Below are 20,702 nucleotides of genomic sequence, written 5' to 3'. Positions count from 1 at the left end.
GCTGCCTTTCTCGGTCCCGAGGACTCAGATCTCCTGTGCGAAGTTCCCCTGCAGTCGGGCGAACGCCCGCTGGCAGAAGAAGAGCGCGACGAGTCCCACGACACCGGCGATCACCAGGCGGAGGAGCATGTGGTCCGGGTACTGCTCGGGACCGCCGGCGGTCCAGAAGGCGCGGTGGAAGCCGAGGATGGCGAGCGTGACGGGGTTGTTCTCGTAGATCGGCAGGATCCAGCTGATCCCCGCGGCGATCGCCCGGTCGTGCACCATCTGCCACGAGTAGACGATCGGGGACGCCCACATGAAGAGCATCATCAGGACCTCGACCAGGTAGGCCATGTCCCGCAGGTACACGTTGAGTGCCGAGAACAGCAGGCCGATGGCGGTGGCCCAGATCAGGATCACGAGCGTGGCGGGGAAGAAGAACAGGATCCCCTCGTTCATCGGGAAGGACCGGAACGCGGCCGTCGCGATGAGCAGGATCACCATCTGGATCCCGAAGTTGAACAGCGCGCCGCCCACCGCGGAGAGCGGGTAGATCTCGCGCGGGACGTAGACCTTCTTGAGGAGGCCCGCGTTCGCGACGACGGAGCCGGTCGCGCCGGAGACGATCTCGCTGAACAGTCCGTACAGGGTCAGCCCGGCGAACACGTAGATGGCGAACTCGGGGATCGCCCGGGACGAGCCGAGGATCTTGCCGAGGATCAGCCAGTAGATCCCCAGCTGGACGAGCGGCCGGATGAGTGACCAAGCGAACCCGAGTGCACTGTCCTTGTAGCGGGACTTCAGATCGCGGCGGATCAGGAGGTCCAGGAGCTGGCGCTGACCGTGGATCTCGCGCACCGACCCCCAGGTACCCCCGGCGGTCCGGCCCGCGGGCACCAGCTGCTCCGTGCGGAGACGGGCGAACCGGTCGGCGACGGTTCGGTCGGCGACGGTCCGGTCGGCGATGGTCGTGCTCATGTGTACCTCACTCGTCGGACGAACAGGAAACTATACCTCGCGCCGATCCGGCCGGCACCGCCACGCACTCAGCGTCCGTACTTGCTCGCGCGCATCGTCGAGACACGGTTGCGCACCTTGCCCGCGAGTTCCTGGACGCCGCCGTCGGTCAGGTAGTGCCTCGCGAGCATGACGTCGCGGCGGAGCCCGTGTCGGCTGTTCGCGATCTCGTGGAACCGCTGCTCGCGCGACTTGCCGATCTGCGGGATGACGACGCCTCCGCCCGTGCGCTCCCGTTCGACAGCGGCGTTCGCGCGGTCGGGAGCCGGGTACGGGTCGTGCGCGAACTCGATGAGCGGCGCGAGCGCCTTCTCCCAGGTGAAGTCCGCACGGACCCGGGCGACCTGTGCTCGGGCCTCGGCGATGGCGGCCTCGTCGTAGAGCATCGCCTCAAGTGCGTCGGCGAGGGCGTCGACGTCACGCTCCGGGACGGAGACGCCCATGCCCTCGGCGGCCACGAGGTCGCCGAAGCTGTCGCCCTCGGTGGTGACGATCGGCAGGTTCGCCCACATGTAGTCGAGGATCCGGGTGCGGAACGAGAACGTCGTCTCGACGTGCGCGAAGTGCGTCGAGACGCCGGCGTCGGCCTCGAGCAGGTAGTTCTGGCGGTCGTCGAGCGCGACCCACTGCTCGTTGAAGAACACGTGCTTGTTCGTCAGCCCGAGCTTCTCGCTGATCTCGCGGGTCTTCGCGACGATGGCCATCTCGGGCACGTCGGGGTTCGGGTGCGCGACACCGAGGAAGAACAGGCGGATGTCGTCGTGGCGCTCGGCGACCTTCGCGACGGCCTCGACCAGGGTCGGGGTGTCGAACCAGTTGTAGATGCCGCCACCCCAGATGACGACCTTGTCGTCCTCGCCGATGCCGGGCACGACACCGCGGATCGCCTTGCGGGTGTGCTGCGGCGGCGTCGAGTCCATGCCGAACGGTGCGATCGCGATGAGGGACTTCAGGTTCTCGTCCTGCGCGTAGGTGTCGGGGTTCACGCGACCCACGGCCGCGAGCTGCCCGATCCAGAACAACCGCTGCCGCTCCGAGGCGCACAGGAAGAAGTCGCCGCGCTGGAGCTGCTCGTTGACGACCTCGGTTGTCACGAGGACCTGGTTCCGCCACGCGGCGTCGCCCATCTCGCGCCCCTGCTCGAGCTGCTCGAGGTGCATCGGGTCGTAGAGGTCGACGACCATGATCTTGTTCGAAGCCTGCAGCGTCAGGAAGTGCCGCAGTGCGAAGCCCTGGAAGAAGATGACGTCGGCCCACTCCTCGTGCACCTTCATCGCGCGCTCGTCCTGCAGACGGACGCGGTGCACCTCGAACTGGTCCGAGGCCCGGTTGGCGACGTTCCAGGTGACGAGGCGGACGTCGTTGTGCTCGCTCAGCGCCTCGGCGATCTTCCACGCCCGCATGCCCGGGCCGGCCATCTTCTCGCCGAGCGCGTCGCCCGTGATGATGAGGACGCGCTTGCGCATCATCGGCCGGTTCACCTGGAACGCGTCCTGGATGGCGGTGAAGCCCTCGAGGTAGTAGTCGTTGCCGAACAGCGGGTGGAAGATGTTCCCGAAGAGCCGGAAGACCTCTTTGTCGGTCTTCACCCGACGGGACTGCACCTCGGCCCGGCTCTGCCGGAGCTTCGGCAGGTCGGCCACGAACTGGTCGACGGCGAACAGACCGGCCACGGTGTCCTTCGACACCGGTGTGGTCGGCTCGTGCTCGTCCGGTGCCCCGGTGAAGCGGCGGAGGTCGTACGACTCGCTGTCGAGCTCGCCCTTGGCGACGGCGCGACGGGCGAGGAGGGCGAGGGCCGCGGGGAGGATCGTGCCGAGGCTGGCGTCGTCGAGGTTCTTGTAGAGCATGTGCAGCGCGTTGCGCTCGAGCAGGTACATCTCGCGGTACTCGCCGAAGCTCTTCATCGAGCCGTGGTGCTTGTGGTACACGATCGAGTTCGGCGCGAAGCGGACGCGGTAGCCGTACAGGTTCAGCCGCCACCCGAGGTCGACGTCGTCGTAGAACATGAACAGGTCCTCGTCGAACCCGCCGATCTCGAGGAACAGTGCCCGGCGCACGAGGAGCGCCGACCCCGTGCCGAAGAGGATGTCCTTCTCGCGGTCGAACCGGCCGTCGTCGGGCTCGGTCGTGTGGTTCTTGTAGCCCATGCCGAACCAGGTCAGCCCGGCCTCGACGAAGTCGATCGCCGTGCCGTCCCAGTCGAGGACCTTGCTGGCGACCGCGCCGATGCGGGGGCTCGCGGCGAACGCGGCGAGCCCTTCGCGGATCCACTGGGGGTCCGGCTTGGCGTCGTTGTTGAGGAACGCCACGAACTCGCCGGTCGCCGTGCGGGCGCCGAGGTTGCTGCCGCCGGTGAACCCGAGGTTCTCGTCGGACACGACGAGCTTGACGTTCGCCTGGTCGCCGAGGGCCGCCCGGAGGCGGGTCGCACTGTCGTCGCCGGAGCCGTTCTCGACGACGACGATCTCGAGCTGGCGTGCGGGCCAGTCGACCTCGTTCAACCGCGCGACGCACTCCAGGGTGTCGTCCGTGCCGCGGAAGTTGATGATGACGACGGACACGGTGCCCGTGGTGGTGACGGTCAAGACGGGATCTCCAGATGTCGACGGCGGTCGTGGCGCACTGGCCGTGGCGAGTATAGCCAGCCGCCCGGCGCGGGACCGTGGAGACCGCCGGTGGTGCGGGATGATGGTCGAATGCTCGTCTCTGTCGTCGTCGTCGACTGGCACCGCGCCGACCTGACCGTGCGCGCGGTGGAGTCCGTCCTCGCGCAGCGCAGCGAGCACGACGTCGAGGTGGTGCTCGTCGTCAACGAGGCCCGCGACGCCGACGTCGCCCGCTTCCGTCGCGACCTGCCGCGGGTGGTCGTCGTGCCGATCGACCGGAACAGCGGGTTCGCGGGCGGGGTGACCGCCGGGATCGCGGCCGCACGGGGAACGGTCGTGGCCCTGCTCAACAACGACGCGGTCGCCGACGACGGCTTCCTGGCACACGGCGTGGCCGCGCTCGAGGCGGCCGGACCCCGTACCGCCGCGGTCGCCGCGACCGCCCTGCTCGAGGGCACCTTCCGCCCGGACCCGGACCCGGACGGCCGCGACCCCGACGACCTCGTCGCGCCCGACGGGGCACGCTGGCGGCGCTCGGAGGGCGGCGTCCACCTCGTCAACGGCACGGGCGTCGTGCTGTCCCGGAGCGGCAACGGCCGCGACCGCGACTGGCTCGCCCCGATCGAGGGGCCGCGCGAGACGACCCCCGTGTTCGGGTTCAGCGGCGGCGCCGCGTTCATCCGTCGCGAGGCGCTCGACCAGGCGGGCGGGTTCGATCCGCACCTCTTCATGTACTACGAGGACGTCGACGTGTCGTGGCGGCTGCGCCTGACAGGGTGGGACATCGGGCACGCGCCGCACGCCGTGGTGGTCCACCGGCACGCGGCGAGCTCGGGCAGCGACTCACCCCTGGTCCGCTACCAGAGCATCCGGAACCGGCTCGCGGTCGTCCTGCGCAACGCGACGGCCGGCACGACGCTGCGGGTGGTGCTCCGGACCACGGCGCGCGCCCTCCTCGACCTCGCGCGCCCCGACCGCGCACAGCTCACGCCCGCGCAGTGGCGGCGTCTCGTCCGGGAGGCCCCGGGCCTGGTCCGCCATGCCCGTCGCGCCCGTCGCGGCGACGGTGCCACCCGTGCGGACCGTCGGCGGGTCGAGGAGCTCCTCGAGGCGGACTGAGCACACCCTCCCGCCGCAGCGGCGTCGGGGAGGTGTGTCGAGCCTCCCGGCCGTTCCGTCGTGCCGCCCGTTCGGGGGACGGATCGGGGGCTGTGTGACTGGAGTGGTTCCCGTAGCCTGAAGTGACCCTGAGGACCTGATGTGGTCATGCGACCCCATCCGATGATCGCCGCGCCCGCGGACCGGACCAGCACCGACGCCACCGGCGAAGAGGAGACCGACGACGTGAACAAGCTCCTGGCGACGGTCATGGCGGTGCTCGCCCTGGCCACCGTGCTCGTCGGGTTCCAGGTCGCACCGCGCTCGCCCGGGGAGGAAGCCGCCCGCGCGCTCAGCGGGTCGGCGTTCCAGGCGGGGAACATCATCTCGGACGCCAACTTCTTCGACGGGGACGCGATGTCCGCGTCGGCGGTCCAGTCGTTCCTCGACGACCAGATCGGCACGTGCAAGTCGACCTCGTGCCTCAACGTCGGCACGTCGTCGCTGAACGCGCACGCCGCCGACCCCATGTGCGGGGCGGTCACCGGCGGATCGGGCCTGAGCGCGGCGACGATCATCACCCGGGTGGCGGTCGCGTGCGGCATCAGCCCCAAGGTGATCCTCGTGACCCTGCAGAAGGAGCAGGGACTCGTGTCGGGCAGCACCGCACAGAAGCCCTCGTCGGGCGTGCTCTCGCGGGCCATGGGCTACGCCTGCCCGGACACGACGAACGGCGCCTGCGACCCGGCGTACTCGGGGGTCGGCAACCAGGTGTACTGGGCCGCCTGGCAGTGGAAGCGGTACGCGAACCCCGCCGGCACGAGCAAGTACTTCACCTGGTACGCACCCGGCACGACGGCCGCGGTGCAGTACGACGTCCCGACCTCGTGCGGCACCAAGTCGGTGACGATCACCGACCAGGCGACCGCGGACCTCTACTACTACACGCCGTACACGCCGAACGCGGCGGCGCTGGCGAACCTCTACGGCACCGGAGACGCGTGCTCGGCGTACGGCAACCGGAACTTCTGGCGCCTGTACAACGACTGGTTCGGCGACCCGACGGCCGGCGCGGCGTCGCCGGTCGGGTCGTTCGACGGGGCGACCGGCGGGTTCGACGAGCTGAGCGTCCGAGGCTGGGCGATGGACGGCGACGTCGACGACCCGATCCGGGTCCGGGTCACGGTGGACGGTGGCAGCCCCACGACGATGACGGCCGACCAGATGCGCGCGGACGTCGGCAGGGCCTACCCGGGTCGGGGTTCGGACCACGGTTTCTCCGGGACGCTCGCCGCCGCCGCGGGGAGTCACCAGGTGTGCGTGACCGCGGTCGGCGTGGGCAGCGGCCAGACGACGGCGCTCGGGTGCCGGACGCTGACCGTGACGAGTGCGTCCCCGATCGGGGCGGTGGATCAGGCGCAGGCGTCGCCGGGCGGCATCCGCGTCCGCGGGTGGACGCTCGATCCCCAGACGTCGGACTCCATCCGTGTGGCCGTCTACGTCGACCACACGCACACGACCACCCTCGCGTCCGGCGCGCGGTCCGACGTCGGTCGCGCCTCGGGGCTCGGGTCCGCGCACGGGTTCGACGAGACGCTCCCGGCGACCGCCGGCACCCACACCGTGTGCGTCTACGGCATCAACGTCGACGAGGGCTCGAACGCGCTCATCGGGTCGTGCAGCACCGTGCACGTCCCGGGCTCGAGCCCGACGGGGTCGCTCGACGGCGTGACCACCACGACGAACTCGGTCGCGGTCGCGGGCTGGGCCCTCGACGGGGACACCACCGGTCCGGTGGCCGTCACGGTGACCGTCGACGGGAAGGCGCAGCGGGTGACGGCCTCCGCGTCACGCTCGGACGTCGCGAGGCTCTACCCGGTGTACGGGGCCGCACACGGGTTCTCGACATCGGTGCCGGCCGGCAACGGGTCGCACACGGTCTGCGTGACCGCCGTGAACACGGGCGCCGGATCGGACACCAGCCTCGGCTGTCGGACCGTCTCGGTCGTCAACCAGGCCCCGAAGGGGAGCCTCGACCAGGTCGCGGCGGTGACCGGCGGCGTCCACGTCCGTGGGTGGACGTTCGATCCGGACGCACCGACGACGTCGATCGCGGTCCACGTGTACGTCGACACCCGCGCGACCGCGCTGACCGCGTCGACCAGCCGACCGGACGTCGCCCGCTCCTTCAGCGGGATCGGCACGGCGCACGGGTTCGACGCCACGGTCCCGGCCGCGAAGGGCAGCCACCGGGTGTGCGTCTACGCGATCGACGCGACCGGCGGCAGCAACCCGACGCTCGGCTGCAGCACCGTCACCGTCCGCTGACCGCGGCGTGCGCGGGTGCGGCCGCCGGAGACCGGCCCGCCCCGCGCGGGTGAGGCCGCGGGGCACGCTCGCCGTGCCGTGGCGACGGAGCGGGTGAGCGGTCTGGCATGATCGTGCGGTGCTCAGGAACCGGACGGTCCACCCTGTCGTCGTCGCGATCGGCGCCGTGGCGCTGTGGGCGGTCGGCACGCTCGTCGCGTGGTTCCGGCTCACTCCCGAGAGCCGGGGGACGCTCTGGGCCGAGGACGGCCGCTTCTTCCTGCAGGACCTGTTCACCCACGGCACCGTCGGGTCGCTCCTCGTGCCCTACCAGGGGTACCTGCACGTCGTCCCGCGTGCCGTGATCGCCCTCGCGGAGCACGTGGCGTCACCCGGCCGCTTCGCGGAGGTCGACACGGCCCTCTGCTGTGCCGTCGCCGCGGCCGCGGGCGCGGGCGTGTTCGTCCTGTCCGGCGCCGTCGTCCGGTCCTGGGTGGCTCGGGTGCTCCTCGGTCTCGTGCCCGTGCTGCTCCCGCTGGCCCCGATCGAGATCTCCGGCAACGCCGCCAACATCCACTCGTACCTCCTGTTCCTCGCCCCGTGGGTGTTCGGGGTCGTCGTCCGGTCGTGGTGGCACTCCGGGGTGCTGGCGGTCGTCGCGGTGCTCATCGGTCTCTCGGAGATCCAGTCGATCGCGTTCCTGCCCGTCCTCCTCGTCGGGATCCGCTCACGTCGCAAGTGGCCCGTCGTCGCCGGTGCCGTCATCGGCACCGGTGCACAGGTCCTGACGACGCTGTCCAACGCGCGGACCGCCTCGGAGCACGTGCCCGTCTCGGTGGCCGACATGGTCGTCGGCTACCTCCTCGAGGTCGTCGGCGGCACCGCGACGTGGAACATCGCGGACGTCGGGACGGAGGCGGCGATCCACGGGTTCGTGGTCCTCGTCGTGCCGGCGCTGCTCGTCCTCGCCCTGCTCGTGCTCGGCGTGGTGCTCGGCGGCTGGTGGCAGCGCGGCGCGATCGTCGTGCTGCTGTACGGCTCGCTCCTCGTCTGGGCGGGGTCGGTGTACCTCAACGCCAACACGGTCTACGAGTACGCGGAGTACACGACCGCGCAGCTGCGGACCGTCTGGACGATCCGCTACGGTGCGCCGAGTTCGATGTTCCTGCTCGCCGCGGTCCTCGTCGCCGCCGACGTCCTCGCGGCCCGCGCGGTCGCGGCACGGCGTCGGGTGTTGCGGGTCGGCCTCCTCGCCGTGGCCGGAGTCGTCGCCGCCGGGGTGGCCGTGGCGTTCGCTCTGAACGCGCCCGTCGACGGCCAGAAGCGCGAGGCCGGGCCGCTGTGGTCGGACCAGGTGACGGCGTGGACCGCGGAGTGCGACGTCCGACCCGCGCAGCCGGCACGACTCCTCGAGGCCCCGACCGGGTGGGTGGCCGCAGTGCCGTGCACCTGGCTGGAGCACTAGCCGACGACGGGTGCACCCACGGCGCGTGCACCCACGCACCGGCGGACGCCGCGGGGGCACCGGTGCACGGGCTTCAGGGGCGCCGGAGGCGTGAGCGCCAGGACCGGCGTCGTGCGGTGATCACGAGCACGGTGACGAACATCATCAACCCCGCGCCGTGGAGCAGGTAGCTCTCGGCCGCACTCGTCACGCCGATGAGGACGAGCACGACGGCGGGCCACACGTAGGCGACCCCGGGGAACGTCGTGGCGGTGACCCAGGCACGCGCGAACGCCAGTCCGGCGGTCGCGACGAGGACGAGCATGCCCGCGAGCCCGATCTGGAACCAGGCGTCGACGAGGGCGTTGAGGCCGGAACCGAACGGGCGACCCGACTCGGTCAGCAGCGTGTCGAACGGGAACACGTCGGTCGGCCAGGTGCCCACCCAGCCCCAGCCCTGGATCGGGTACGCCTCGATGAGGATCCGGATCCGCGACCAGAGGGCGATGCGGGTGGCGGTGCCCTCGGCCGCTCCGATCCCGCGGAGCAACGGGTGACGCAGCGCGATCCCCGTGACGACGGCGGCGAGGAGGAGCACACCGAGCGCCGCGTTGATGCCGGGACGGCGGGGGAGCGGTGCCCGGCGGAGCGCGACGATCGCGAGCGCCGCCACCGCGAGTGCGATCATGGCGATGCCCGTGATCGGGGACTGGACGAGCATGAGCGTGATGAGGGCGAGCGCGGCCGACGCGATGCCCCGCCACCGGGTGACGCTGTGCGTGAGGATCTCCATGACGAACGTCACGAGCGCCATGCCCGCGATGAACCCCATGAAGTTCCGGGTGCCGCCGACGCCCTGGATCGGGCCGCCGTAGGCGATGTCGCCGGTGATCCCGAGCGCCGGGATCGGGACGTCGAGCACGAGGCCGCTCAGGACCTCGAGCCCGAGTGACGTCACGACGAGGATCCGGAGCGCGTCGCCCGAGGCGCGCACCACCTGCACGAGGTCGCGTCCGAGCGCCAGGTACAGCCCGAGGGACACGAACCCGATCGTGGACGCGAACCCGCGCAGGGACGACCAGGAGTACGTGCTCCACAGGACGCTGAGCGCCATGTACCCGACGAGGCCGAGCAGGCTCAACGGGAGCACGCCGTGCCAGTCGATCCGGTAGCGCTGCCCGAGCAGGCTGAGACCGGCCAGGACCACCAGGGACACGAGGACCGCACCGGTGCCGGCCGCGCCGACGAGCACGTGGACGGTCGGGGACCCGAACGCGAACACCACGATCACGGTCGCGAGCGCCTGCGAGAACCGGCCGCCGGCGGAGAACCCGATCCACGCGGACACGTACCGGCGCGCCAGGACACGGCGTCCGGGTGCTGAGCTCACGGACCAATCATCTCGTACCCGGAGCGCCGCGGCCCGGACCACGCGGCACGGCGGCCGTTCCCGGGCGCGTGACCGAGCATGGGATACGCTCGACCGTCCACGCTCGCGTCCGAGGAGTCCGTCCGCACCATGCCGTCGTCCGTCCGTCCGCTCGTCATCGTCCCCACCTACGACGAAGCGGAGAACATCACCGCCGTGACGGAACGGGTCCTCGGGGTGGTGCCCGAGGCGCACCTGCTCGTCGTCGACGACGGCAGCCCCGACGGCACCGCGGACATCGTGGCCGCCATCGCGGCGGGCGACGATCGCGTGCACCTGATGCGCCGCAGCGGCAAGCTCGGCCTGGGCACCGCCTACGTCGCGGGGTTCCGATGGGGGATCGAGCGTGGGTACGACCTGCTCGTCGAGATGGACGCGGACGGGTCGCACCCGGCGTCCGCGCTCCCGGACCTCGTCCGTGCGGTCGCCGACGCGCCCGCCGCCGCCCGCGTCGACCTGGCGATCGGGTCGCGCTGGGTCACGGGGGGATCGGTGGTCGACTGGCCGCGGTCGCGGGAGCTCCTGAGCCGCGGCGGGAACTGGTACGCGCGGTGGATGCTGCGGCTCGACGTCCACGACATCACCGCCGGCTTCCGCGTGTACCGCGCCGACGCGATCTCGCAGATGGACCTCGACACCATCGACTCGAAGGGCTACTGCTTCCAGGTCGACATGACGTTACGGGTGCACGACGCGGGAGGCCGCATCGTCGAGCGCCCCATCGAGTTCCGCGACCGCGTGCTCGGCACCTCGAAGATGAGCCGGGCGATCGTGCTCGAGGCGATGGCGCGGGTCACGCAGTGGGGACTGCAGCGCCGGTTCGGGCGTCGGCGCCGCTGAGCTCCGCGTGGGCGCCGCCGTCCCCGGTGTCCGCCACTCGGTCCGTCCAGCCGCGCTCCGGCAGCGCTGGGTCCGCCGTGCCCCGCAGGCGCGCCGTCGGTGACGCCAGGAACGCGACGACCATGCAGACGAGCAGCACCGCCCGTCCCCAGACGCCGAGTGCGAGCGCCTGGTCGGCCCACGTGGTCCCGGCCGGATGCCCGAGCGTCAGGTAGTACAGCCACCGGAACCACCCGACGAACGCGCACAGGTCGGCCACGAGGTACGCGGCGATCCAACCGACGCGGATCCGCACCGTGACGAAGAAGGGCAGCAGCCAGAGCGTGTACTGCAGCGAGTCCACCTTGTTGAACGCCATGTACACGCACAGCAGCGCCGCGCTCGTCTGCAGCCAGGGGTAGGGCCGACCGCCGCGTGCGAGCAGCAGGCTCACGACCACGACGACGACGATGCCGACGGCGGTCGCGGCGGTCGACGCCGCGCTCATGAGGTGCTGGATGTGCTCGGTGCCGTCGTCGGACCACGGGCGGAGCCCCCAGTACCAGATCGACAGCGTCGCGCGATCGATGTTGCGGGCGGCCTGGAACCGGAAGACCGAGAACCACCCGGTGAAGTTGACGACCGCGAGCGGGACGTTGACGACCGCGACGACCCCCACCGCGACGCCGATGGGCGCGAGGGCCCGGAGGAGACGCCGACCGATCGTCCGACGGCGTCCGTCGGTGAGCACCGCGAGGGCCAGGGGGAGCACGAACATGATCGGGTAGAGCTTGAGCGCGCCGCCGACGCCGAACGCGGCGGCCGCGAGGAGCACGCGGGTGGTGGGCGACCAGCGCCGCGGGCCCGCGACGACGAGCGCGATCCCGAGCGCGGTCATCAGCACGGGTAAGACGTCCCAGTTGTACAGGGCGTAGAGCGCGAGCGGCGGCGTCGCTGCCCAGGCCCAGGCCCGCCGACCGGCGACACGCACCAGGAGGAGCGTCACGAGCACGCCGACGACCGCGAACACGCAGGTGGTGACGAGCAGGAACCCGACGTCGGTGGACACCGGGAGTGCGGTGAGCCAGACGAACAGGCCCGTCAGTGCCGGGTACTCGACCGTGCCGCCGTGGACCGCCGGCGGGTCGGCCGTGTACGTCCCGTGCACGTAGGGCACGAGGTGCGCGATGAGCCCCCGGCTGCCCCAGAGCGACAGCACGTCCGAGTAGCAGGCCTTGCGGACGACGTCCTGGTACGGGTCGGTGCTCGCGCCGTTCGAGGCGAAGACGCCCTTGGAGCAGGTGAGCTTGTCCGCGGCGCTCAGGACCGTGAGGAGCACGGTGGCGAGCACCATGCCGACGACCTCGAGCGGGTGCGGACGGGAGCGCAGGACGGCCGGCGCGGTCATGGGGTCCTCTCGGACGGGGGCGGGGTCGGCGTCAACCGTAGCCGGTCGCGGGTCAGCGGCCGGCCGCGGCACGACGGAAGGACCGGCTGCGGACCGGCACACGCGGTCCGTCCCCGATCGACGGCGGTTCGTCGCCGACGGCGACGATCCGGGTCTTCACCGCGACGAGCACGAAGAGGATGAAGTCGCCCTCGTAGAGGAGCCGGGACTCCGTGACGCTCTGCACGAGGAGCGCCACCACGACGAGCAGGGCGAGCAGCGAGACCGGCGCGAACGCCCGCGGGCGGTGGTCGGCGTCGTAGCTGAACGCCGTGGCGCTCGCCCACGACCGCGCGAGCGTCGTGAGGACGGCGAGGCCGAACAGGACCACCCCGACGACGCCGGTCTGCATCCAGACGTCGAGGAACGCGTCGTGCGCCTGCAGGTACGTGACGCCGTTGCGCACGGCGAGGTGGTTGAGCGGCTCGATGGCGGGCCACCAGTACCCGAGCCACCCCCACCCGAGCACGGGGTGCTGCTCGACGAGGCCCCACACCGCCCGCCAGATCTCCCCGCGTCCGGTCAGGTCCGGGCTCTTGCCCGCCAGCGCGAGCACCGGCCGCCAGAGCAGCGCCACGAGGCCGGCGAGCACGACCGCGATCGCGAGCCCGGCGAGGTAGCGCGGGGTCCGTCGTCCGGTGGGCACGCGACGGATCACGAGCGCACCGGCGAGCATGAGCGCGGTCACGGCCGCGGCGGCCACCACCGTGGAGGAGCGGGTGAGCAGGAACACCACCGCGGCCACGGAGAGCCAGCCGGTCGCGCGCACGCGCCGCATGCGCCCCTCGGCGAGCTGCACGCCGACCGCGATCGCGGCAAGCAACGCCACCATGGCCAGGAGGTTCGCGTTGCCCGGGAGGCCCTGGATGCGTCCGCCGGTGAACAGTTCCGCCCGCGAGAACGCGAACGCGGCCGGCACGTGCCGGCCACCGTAGTGCGTCCACACCGGGTAGACGGGGTGGCGGACGAGGACCGCGACGACCGCCTCGAACACGAGGGACAGGGCGAGGACCCAGCGGACTGCGAGGCTCAGCGCGTCGAGGATCCGCCGCCAGCTCAGGGTCGAGGCGATGACGACCGCCATGAGGGCGCAGAGGAGCTGCGCGGCGATGCTCGCGGTCGTCGCGACCCGCCAGTGCGACCACGCGACGCTCACGAGGCACCACGCGATGTACACCCACAGGGCGTTCGGCGTGCGCCGGAACGACGGCCGGGCCCGGATCGCGATCGCGACCCCCCAGGCACCCGCGCCGGCGCAGACGACCGCCCATCCGATCCAGCTGATGGTGTTCGGGATGCCGTCGCCGGTGAAGACGATGAAGAGCACGGTGGCGGCGAAGCCGAACGCCTCACGCTCCGGGACGCGTCCGCGGGTCCACGGCCAGGTGTTCGTCACGACGACGAGGCTACCGGGCCGCGGGCCCGGGACCACTGCCGTCGGCCCCTGCCGATATGGTCGGAACCATGTTCCTCGGTATCACGAACACCCCGCGCGACTACGCCTGGGGCTCCCGCACCGCGATCCCCGAACTCCTCGGCCGCACCGTCACCGGTCAGCCGCAGGCCGAACTCTGGCTCGGAGCGCACCCGGGCAGCCCGAGCGTCGTGGTGAACCCGGCGATGGTCGGTGGTGCGGACACCCTCGCCGACTGGATCCGCGAGGAACCGGACGCCGCGCTCGGTGGCGGGGCCGAGGGCCTCCCGTTCCTGCTCAAGGTGCTCGCCGCCGCGGCACCGCTGTCACTGCAGGCGCACCCCACGCCCGAGCAGGCCCGCGACGGGTTCGCGCGCGAGGAGGCGGCGGGGATCCCCGTCGACGCCGCGGAGCGCAACTACAAGGACCCGTACCCGAAGCCCGAGCTCGTCGTCGCGCTGAGCGAGCGGTTCGAGGCCCTGAGCGGGTTCCGCCCGGTGGACGAGGCGCTCGCCGACATCGTCCGCATCGACGGCGGGACCGGTCGCACGGCGCCGCTCGCCGACCGGCTGCGCGACCAGGGCCTCGAGGAGACCGTCCGCTGGCTCGTCACCGCGGACGACGACGCGCGCTCCCTCGTGCGTGTGCTCGGGGAGCTCGCGACCGCCGTCGAGGACCCGACGCCGAACACCGCGACCGTCGTCGACCTCGCCGCGTCGTACCCGGACGACCCGGGCGTCGCGGTCGCCCTGCTCGTGCACCGGGTCTCGCTCGCCCGGGGCGAGGCCCTCTACCTGCCGGCGGGCAACATCCACGCCTACCTCGAGGGCCTCGGCATCGAGCTCATGGCGCCGTCGGACAACGTCCTGCGCGGTGGTCTGACGCCGAAGCACGTCGACGTGCCGGAGTTGCTGCACGTGCTCGACTTCACGCCGGGGCCGCCGCCGCTGCTCACGCCCGAGCCTGTCGCGCCGGGTGTGGACCGGTTCGCACCCGCGGGCGTCGGGTTCGCACTCGTCCGCGTGTCGAGCGCCGGTGCCACGGCCGGGCTGGGCGCCGGCGGGGTCGTGCCGCTCGGCGGACCGTCCATCGCGATCTGCACCGAGGGCGCCGCGACCCTCGTCGGAGCACGGTCGGCGACCATGCTGCGCCGGGGGGAGTCCTGCTACGTCACGCCCGACGAGGGCACGGTCACCGTCGAGACCGACGCCGCGGGGGGCGGCACCGCCACCGTCTTCATCGCCACCCCCGCCTGAGCCGCGGTCGGGGCGCGCCGTCCCGGTACGGTAGCGCCATGAGTTGGTTGGTCACCGGCGGTGCCGGGTACATCGGTTCCCACGTCGTACGCGCCCTGCGGGCCGCGGGGCTCGAGACGGTCGCCCTCGACGACCTCTCCAGCGGGTTCGCGTCGTTCGTCCCCGAGGACGTCCCGTTCGTCCAGGGCACGATCCTCGACGGCGACCTCGTGCGGCACGCCATCGACGAGCACGGTGTCACCGGTGTCGTGCACGTCGCGGGGTTCAAGTACGCGGGCGTCTCGGTCGAGCGTCCCCTCCACACGTACGAGCAGAACGTCACCGGCATGGCGACGCTGCTCGGTGCGATGGCGGACCGCGGTGTCGACCGGGTCGTGTTCTCGTCGAGCGCGGCGGTGTACGGCACCCCCGACGTCGACGTCGTCGTCGAGGACACCCCGAAGGCGCCGGAGTCCCCGTACGGCGAGTCGAAGCTCATCGGCGAGTGGCTGCTCCACGACATGGAGGTCGCGGCCGGGTTCCGCACGACGAGCCTGCGGTACTTCAACGTCGTCGGTTCCGGTGGACCCGATCTGTACGACGCGAGCCCCCACAACCTGTTCCCGCTCGTGTTCGACGCGCTGCTGGCCGGACGGACGCCGCGGATCAACGGCGACGACTACCCGACGCCCGACGGCACGTGCGTCCGTGACTACATCCACGTCGCGGACCTCGCCCACTCGCACGCCGTGGCCGCCCAGCGCCTCGACGCGGGGGACCGGCTCGAGCGTGCGTACAACCTCGGCAGCGGTGACGGTGTGTCCGTGCGCGAGATCATGACGGCCATGGCCAGGGGCACCGGGATCGACTTCGAGCCCACCGTCGCGCCCCGCCGTCCGGGTGACCCGGCACGCATCGTCGCGACCGGCGAACTCGCCGCGCGCGACCTCGACTGGGCCATGCGCCACTCGCTCGACGAGATGGTGACGAGCGCCTGGGAGGCCCGCCGGAACGCCTCCTGACCGCCGTCCGGCGGCCCTGTACACCACGGACGACGCGCCGCGCGACACGCCAGAACGGGGGACATGACCTTCGATACGAGGTCGACGGTTTTATGATCCGCCGACTTGACCTCAGCGAATCACACCTGTGTAATTAGTGCTGCGGCGCTCGCCGCGACCGTGGCCAACACGACCGTTCAGCGGTGGAGCAAGGGGTGATCAGGGTGAACGCTTCCGACTTCCGGTCCGGCGTCCCGGACGACTGGCACGTCGACCCCGTCGACCTCGGCGTCCCCGGGGTCCGTCGTGCCGGCGAGGACCAGGGGGACAACCCGCTCGCCTGGCAGGTCGACTCGCTGTGCGCGCAGACCGACCCCGAGGCGTTCTTCCCGGAGAAGGGCGGCTCGACGCGCGAGGCCAAGAAGATCTGCACCTCGTGCGAGGTCCGCTCCCAGTGCCTCGAGTACGCGCTCGAGAACGACGAGCGGTTCGGCATCTGGGGCGGCATGAGCGAGCGCGAACGACGGAAGCTGCGCAAGCGCGCGTAGTCCGGTCGTCGACACCGGATCCGCTTCGGCGGGAGCGGTCTCCGAAACGCGCGCCGCGCCTCCCGGGAGCCGCTCCGGACCGGACGTAGAGTGACCGGCGTCATGCAGCCCAGAGTCACCGCGATCCTCGTCTGCGCCAACGGCGCGGAGTTCCTCGACAGGACCCTGGACGCGCTCGCCGCCCAGACCCGCCCCCCGGAAGCCCTCGTCGTCGTCGACGTGGGGTCCACCGACGGCTCGACCGACGAGCTCTCGTTCGGCGGGTCCGCGCAGCTCGCACGGATCCCGGCCGGTCGGCCGTTCGGGGAGGCGGTGGCCCAGGGGGAGCGCGTCGCACCGCACGCCGCACCCGACGAGTCCGTCGACGAGTGGCTGTGGCTCATCGGGCACGACAACGCCCCCGCGCCGACCGCGCTCGCCGAGCTCCTCGCCGCCGTCGAGATCGCGCCGTCCGTCGCGGTCGCCGGGCCGAAGGTCATGGTCGCGCAGGAGCCCACGCGCATCCGGGAGTTCGGCGAGAGCATGACCCGCTTCGGACGGTCGACGGTCCTCGTCGCCGACGAGCTCGACCAGGGACAGCACGACGCGCACGCGGACGTGCTCGGCGTCGGTGTCGCCGGGATGCTCGTCCGACGTTCCGTCTGGACCGCGCTCGGCGGCTTCGACCCGGGACTGCCGCACGTCGACGCCGCGCTCGACTTCTGCGTCCGGGCGCGGCTCGCCGGCCACCGCGTCAGCGTCGTGCCCGAGGCCCGGGTGACGAGCGCCGGCGGCCCCGAGGACTTCGGACGACGGTCGGTGTCCGAGACCCGTCGCCTCCGTTTCCGGCGGCAGGCCCAGCTGCACCGGCGTCTCGTGTACGCACCGGCCGCGGTCCTCTGGCTCCACTGGCTGTCGCTCGTGCCGCTCGCGATCGTCCGGAGCGTCGGGCGCCTCGTCGCGAAGCACCCCGGTGCCGTCGGTGCCGAGATCGGTGCCGCCGTCGCCGTGGCCTTCGGCGGTGGCGTGGGACGGGCACGACGGACCCTCGCGCGGAACCGCCGGGTCGGCTGGGCCGCCGTCGAGCCGCTCCGCGTGAGTCTGGGCCGCGTCCGGGAGCACCGGGTCACCGCGCGCGACCTCGAGCTCGCCCGGGTCGAGGACGCCGCCGTGCCCCGCGCGTCGTTCCTCGGCGACGGCGGCTTGTGGACCGTCCTCGCCGCCGCGGTCGTCACGGCGGTGCTGCTCGGCCCGCTGCTCGGGGCACCCGCGCTGACGGGTGGGGGGCTGCTGCCGCTCAGCACGACGGTCGGTCGGCTCTGGCAGAACGTCGGGTACGGATGGCACACGATCGGGACCGGGTTCACGGGGCCGAGTGACCCGTTCGCGGCGGTGCTCGCGGTGCTCGGCACGCTCACGTTCTGGTCACCGTCCACGTCGATCGTGCTCGTCATGCTGCTCGCGGTGCCGTTGTCGGCCCTCGGCGGGTGGTTCGCGTCGCGCCGGCTCACGACGCGGGTCTGGGTGCCGGTCGTCGGTGCGACGCTGTACGCGCTCTCGCCGTCGCTCGTGACGGCCGTGATGAGCGGGCACGTCGGCGCCGTGATCGCGCACGTGCTCCTGCCGTGGCTGCTCCTCACCCTCCTCGGCGCCCATCGGTCCTGGGCGTCGTCGGCGGGCGCCGCGCTGCTGTTCGCAGCCGTGCTCGCGAGCGCCCCGTCGCTCATCCCGGTGCTCGTGCTGACGTGGCTGGCGTCCCTCGCCTTCGGCTGGCGGCACCTCCTCCGGCGCATCGCGATCCCGCTGCCCGCGGTCGTGCTGTTCGCCCCCCTCGTGATCACGCAGCTCCGCGCGGGAACGCCGCTCGGCGTCCTCGCCGACCCCGGCGTGCCCGACGCCACCCGGGCGCCGTCGGCGCTCCAGCTGGCGATCGGATCCCCGCTCCCGGACTGGAACGGGTGGACGACGGCGTCGCACGCCGCCGGGTTCGCCACCACGGTCCTCCCGATCGCGCTCGCGGTGCTCGCGCTCCCGGTCGGCGCGACCGCCATCGGTGCGCTGCTCGGCCGACGCTGGCACCTCGCCGCGGTCGCGCTCGGGTTCGCGCTCGTGGGGTACCTCACGGCCTTCGGCGCCACGCACCTCGCGCTGTCCGGCGTCGGGTCCACCACGACCATCGTGTGGCCCGGCAGCGGTCTCAGCGTGTCCTGGTTCGCGCTCGTCGTCGCCGCGGTGGTCGGGCTCGACACGCTGCCGCGACTCGCGCCCGGTCTGGGACTCGTCGCCGCGGTGCTCACGGGCGTGACGGTCGCGCCGGTGTTCGCGGGTCTGTACCTCGGCACGGCGGCGATCAGCCCGACCACGGGGCGCGTGATCAGCGCCTACGTCAACGCGGAGGCACGGACGAACCCCGACGTCGGCACGCTCGTCCTGACCCCGCAGCGCGACGGCACGCTCGGGGTGTCCCTGGAGCGCGGGCAGGGGGCGACGCTCGACGACCAGTCGACGGTCCAGGCCACCGCCCACCGCCTCAGCCCGGACGACCGGCGCCTGACGACGCTCGCGGCGAACCTCGCCAGCCGGAGCGGCTTCGACCCGCGCGAGGACCTCCGCCGGCTCGGCGTGCGGTTCGTCCTGCTCGCGGACGGACCCGACTCCCGTGCCGCCGAGGCACTGCACGACCGCGCCGCCGGTTCCATCGGCCAGGACGCCCGGTTCACGAGCATCGGCGCGACCGGCACCGGCGTCCTGTGGAGCTACGACGGCCGCGTCGACCGGCCCGCCACGGGCACCGCCGCGGCGTCCGCCGCCCACGCGCTGTTCCTCGTCGTCCTCGGCGTCGTGTTCGGCGCCACCGCACTCCTCGCGATCCCCACGGGGCCGCGTCGGCGGCGGGCGGTGTCGCACGTGATCGAGGCCGACGAACCCGCGACCACCTTCGACGAGGAGCGCGAATGACCCAGCAGCCCACGAACGGTCAGCGGAACGGACGGCGATGGGCGGTCCGGGGGAGCGCCGCGCTCGTCGCCGTGCTCGTCGCCGCGGGCACCATCGGCGCCGCGCACGCCGCGGACCTCACCGGCATCACGGCGCGACCCGCCGGGCGGACCGTGACCCCCGTCCCCGCGGACGCCTCCCGGGTGTGCGCGGGCGGCCTCCTCCAGCTGGCCGACGCGTCCGGTGCGGACGCGACCACGGCCTCCCGGGTCGGCCACGAGACCGTCGCCGCGGCGTCGACCACGGGACAGGTGCACCGGTCGACCCTGGCCGCCGCGAGCAGCGGTGGCTCGGACCCGACCGTCGTCACGGCACGCGCCGGGCGCACCACCCCGACCGTCGCCGGGAGCGGCATCCAGGAGGCCGACGGTGACGAGGTCGCGGGCCTCGCCGCCGCCTCGTGCGACGACCCGTCGACGTCGAGCTGGCTCGTCGGCGGCTCCACCGAGACCGGTCGGACGAGCATCGTCACCCTGGCGAACCCCACCGACGTCAACGCGACCGTGGACCTCGACGTCTTCACGACGACGGGCAAGGTGTCGGCGCCCGGCACCACCGGCATCGTCGTCGCACCGAACACGCAGAAGGTCGTGCCGCTGGCGGGGTTCGTCTCCGACGCGGCGTCGCCGGTCGTGCACGTGACGTCCTCCGGCGGTCAGATCGTCGCCACCATGCAGGAGAGCATCGTGCGGACCCTCACCCCGGGTGGGGCCGACGTCGTGCAGGCGGCGGCGACACCGTCCCGGACGCAGACGATCCCCGGGGTCGTGCTCCGCGACACGGACGGCGCGCAGCACGGCGACGACACCGCCGACGCAGCACCGGTGGTCCGCGTGTTCGTGCCGGGTGACGCGAGTGCGCACCTGACCATGGCCCTGACGACCGCGGACGGCGGTGGGACCACGGTCCAGGCCACGGCGGACGGCGGCGTCGTGACGGACGTGCCCCTCGACGACTTCGCCGACGGCCGGTACACGGTGACGGTCACCGCGGACGTGCCGATCGTCGCCGGGGCCCGGACGAGCACGCCGACGACCGACGGCCGGACCGACCTCGGGTGGTTCGCGTCCGCGCCGACGCTCACGGGCACCACCCTCGTCGACGTCGTCGACGGTCCCGGCGCCCGCCTCACGCTCGTCAACCCCACGACCTCCGACGCCACGGTGACCATGGCGGCGGGCGGGGAGCGCACGACCGTCACGGTCGCCGCGGGGACGACGGCGGACACGACGGTGCCGACGAGCACCGCGCTCACGCTCCGCGGTGTCCGCGGGCTGGTCGCGGGAGTGTCCTACGCGGGCGACGCCGGGATCGCCGGGTTCCCGCTGCGCCCGGGTGCCACCGCGTCGACGCCGATCACCGTCTACCCCTGATCG

Annotated in this window: 14 protein-coding genes; 9 read left to right on the top strand and 5 right to left on the bottom strand. The window is 72.5% G+C overall.

Translation table 11 applies throughout. From position 1 onward, the window contains the following. Nucleotides 1-24 precede the first annotated feature (24 nt). Both DEI88_RS10390 and DEI88_RS10385 read right to left on the bottom strand, forming a co-directional pair. On the bottom strand, nucleotides 25-960 hold the full coding sequence (locus tag DEI88_RS10390; RefSeq protein WP_111009546.1) for an ABC transporter permease: 936 nt from the start codon (nucleotides 958-960) through the stop codon (nucleotides 25-27). A 68-nt stretch (nucleotides 961-1,028) separates the two neighbouring features. Then, nucleotides 1,029-3,587 (bottom strand): glycosyltransferase, encoded by a 2,559-nt coding sequence (locus DEI88_RS10385; RefSeq protein WP_220038112.1) that lies wholly within the window; start codon nucleotides 3,585-3,587, stop codon nucleotides 1,029-1,031. 111 nt (nucleotides 3,588-3,698) lie between these two features. On the opposite strand from DEI88_RS10385, the gene DEI88_RS10380 reads away from it, so the two are divergent. The 3 genes from DEI88_RS10380 to DEI88_RS10370 all read left to right on the top strand — a co-directional run bounded on the left by DEI88_RS10380 (nucleotide 3,699) and on the right by DEI88_RS10370 (nucleotide 8,478). After that, on the top strand, nucleotides 3,699-4,727 hold the full coding sequence (locus DEI88_RS10380; RefSeq protein ID WP_111071377.1) for a glycosyltransferase family 2 protein: 1,029 nt from the start codon (nucleotides 3,699-3,701) through the stop codon (nucleotides 4,725-4,727). Nucleotides 4,728-4,874: 147 nt separating this feature from the next. Next, complete coding sequence (locus DEI88_RS10375; protein ID WP_146246010.1) at nucleotides 4,875-7,034, top strand: hypothetical protein; 2,160 nt, start codon at nucleotides 4,875-4,877, stop codon at nucleotides 7,032-7,034. Nucleotides 7,035-7,152: 118 nt separating this feature from the next. Continuing rightward, entirely contained in the window at nucleotides 7,153-8,478 is a 1,326-nt protein-coding gene (locus DEI88_RS10370) for a hypothetical protein (protein WP_111036595.1), read from the top strand. A gap of 73 nt (nucleotides 8,479-8,551) precedes the next feature. Here DEI88_RS10370 and DEI88_RS10365 read toward each other — a convergent pair whose 3' ends face one another. Beyond that, on the bottom strand, nucleotides 8,552-9,847 hold the full coding sequence (locus DEI88_RS10365) for an O-antigen ligase family protein (protein WP_111026185.1): 1,296 nt from the start codon (nucleotides 9,845-9,847) through the stop codon (nucleotides 8,552-8,554). Between the two features lie 129 nt (nucleotides 9,848-9,976). On the opposite strand from DEI88_RS10365, the gene DEI88_RS10360 reads away from it, so the two are divergent. Next, nucleotides 9,977-10,726 carry a polyprenol monophosphomannose synthase gene (locus DEI88_RS10360; RefSeq protein ID WP_111036640.1) on the top strand — a complete coding sequence of 250 codons (750 nt, stop codon included), beginning with the start codon at nucleotides 9,977-9,979 and terminating at the stop codon, nucleotides 10,724-10,726. Here the strand turns inward: DEI88_RS10360 and DEI88_RS10355 are convergent. Continuing rightward, nucleotides 10,680-12,113, bottom strand: coding sequence for a glycosyltransferase family protein (locus DEI88_RS10355; RefSeq protein WP_111071379.1), 1,434 nt, complete (start codon nucleotides 12,111-12,113; stop codon nucleotides 10,680-10,682). The genes DEI88_RS10360 and DEI88_RS10355 overlap by 47 nt on opposite strands. 52 nt (nucleotides 12,114-12,165) lie before the next feature. After that, nucleotides 12,166-13,548, bottom strand: a complete 1,383-nt coding sequence (locus tag DEI88_RS10350) for an O-antigen ligase family protein (protein WP_146246011.1) — start codon at nucleotides 13,546-13,548, stop codon at nucleotides 12,166-12,168. Between the two features lie 68 nt (nucleotides 13,549-13,616). On the opposite strand from DEI88_RS10350, the gene manA reads away from it, so the two are divergent. From manA to DEI88_RS10325, 5 genes are all read left to right on the top strand, one after another. Then, on the top strand, nucleotides 13,617-14,822 hold the full coding sequence (gene manA, locus DEI88_RS10345) for a mannose-6-phosphate isomerase, class I (protein ID WP_111009634.1): 1,206 nt from the start codon (nucleotides 13,617-13,619) through the stop codon (nucleotides 14,820-14,822). A gap of 38 nt (nucleotides 14,823-14,860) precedes the next feature. Further along, the gene (gene galE, locus DEI88_RS10340; protein ID WP_111009553.1) at nucleotides 14,861-15,823 is read left to right on the top strand and encodes a UDP-glucose 4-epimerase GalE; all 963 of its coding nucleotides are present in this window, start codon (nucleotides 14,861-14,863) and stop codon (nucleotides 15,821-15,823) included. Between the two features lie 203 nt (nucleotides 15,824-16,026). Continuing rightward, entirely contained in the window at nucleotides 16,027-16,350 is a 324-nt protein-coding gene (locus tag DEI88_RS10335) for a WhiB family transcriptional regulator (RefSeq protein WP_111009635.1), read from the top strand. 102 nt (nucleotides 16,351-16,452) lie between these two features. Beyond that, nucleotides 16,453-19,287: a glycosyltransferase family 2 protein gene (locus DEI88_RS10330; protein ID WP_146246012.1), complete on the top strand. Its 2,835-nt coding sequence runs from the start codon at nucleotides 16,453-16,455 to the stop codon at nucleotides 19,285-19,287. Next, nucleotides 19,284-20,699: a DUF5719 family protein gene (locus tag DEI88_RS10325; RefSeq protein WP_111071382.1), complete on the top strand. Its 1,416-nt coding sequence runs from the start codon at nucleotides 19,284-19,286 to the stop codon at nucleotides 20,697-20,699. Before DEI88_RS10330 ends, DEI88_RS10325 begins: the two co-directional genes overlap by 4 nt. The last annotated feature ends 3 nt before the right edge of the window (nucleotides 20,700-20,702 follow it).

Source organism: Curtobacterium sp. MCBD17_003 (assembly GCF_003234885.2).
Taxonomy (GTDB): Bacteria; Actinomycetota; Actinomycetes; order Actinomycetales; family Microbacteriaceae; genus Curtobacterium.
This window is presented reverse-complemented; position numbering and strand designations above follow the sequence as displayed.

What these genes read in the sequence shown, in the direction of transcription:
- DEI88_RS10325 (WP_111071382.1), top strand. Translation starts at nt 19,284, where the DNA reads ATGACCCAGCAGCCCACGAACGGTCAGCGGAACGGACGGCGATGGGCG.
- DEI88_RS10390 (WP_111009546.1), bottom strand. Translation starts at nt 960, where the DNA reads ATGAGCACGACCATCGCCGACCGGACCGTCGCCGACCGAACCGTCGCC.
- DEI88_RS10380 (WP_111071377.1), top strand. Translation starts at nt 3,699, where the DNA reads ATGCTCGTCTCTGTCGTCGTCGTCGACTGGCACCGCGCCGACCTGACC.
- DEI88_RS10375 (WP_146246010.1), top strand. Translation starts at nt 4,875, where the DNA reads ATGCGACCCCATCCGATGATCGCCGCGCCCGCGGACCGGACCAGCACC.
- manA (WP_111009634.1), top strand. Translation starts at nt 13,617, where the DNA reads ATGTTCCTCGGTATCACGAACACCCCGCGCGACTACGCCTGGGGCTCC.
- DEI88_RS10360 (WP_111036640.1), top strand. Translation starts at nt 9,977, where the DNA reads ATGCCGTCGTCCGTCCGTCCGCTCGTCATCGTCCCCACCTACGACGAA.
- galE (WP_111009553.1), top strand. Translation starts at nt 14,861, where the DNA reads ATGAGTTGGTTGGTCACCGGCGGTGCCGGGTACATCGGTTCCCACGTC.
- DEI88_RS10355 (WP_111071379.1), bottom strand. Translation starts at nt 12,113, where the DNA reads ATGACCGCGCCGGCCGTCCTGCGCTCCCGTCCGCACCCGCTCGAGGTC.
- DEI88_RS10330 (WP_146246012.1), top strand. Translation starts at nt 16,453, where the DNA reads ATGCAGCCCAGAGTCACCGCGATCCTCGTCTGCGCCAACGGCGCGGAG.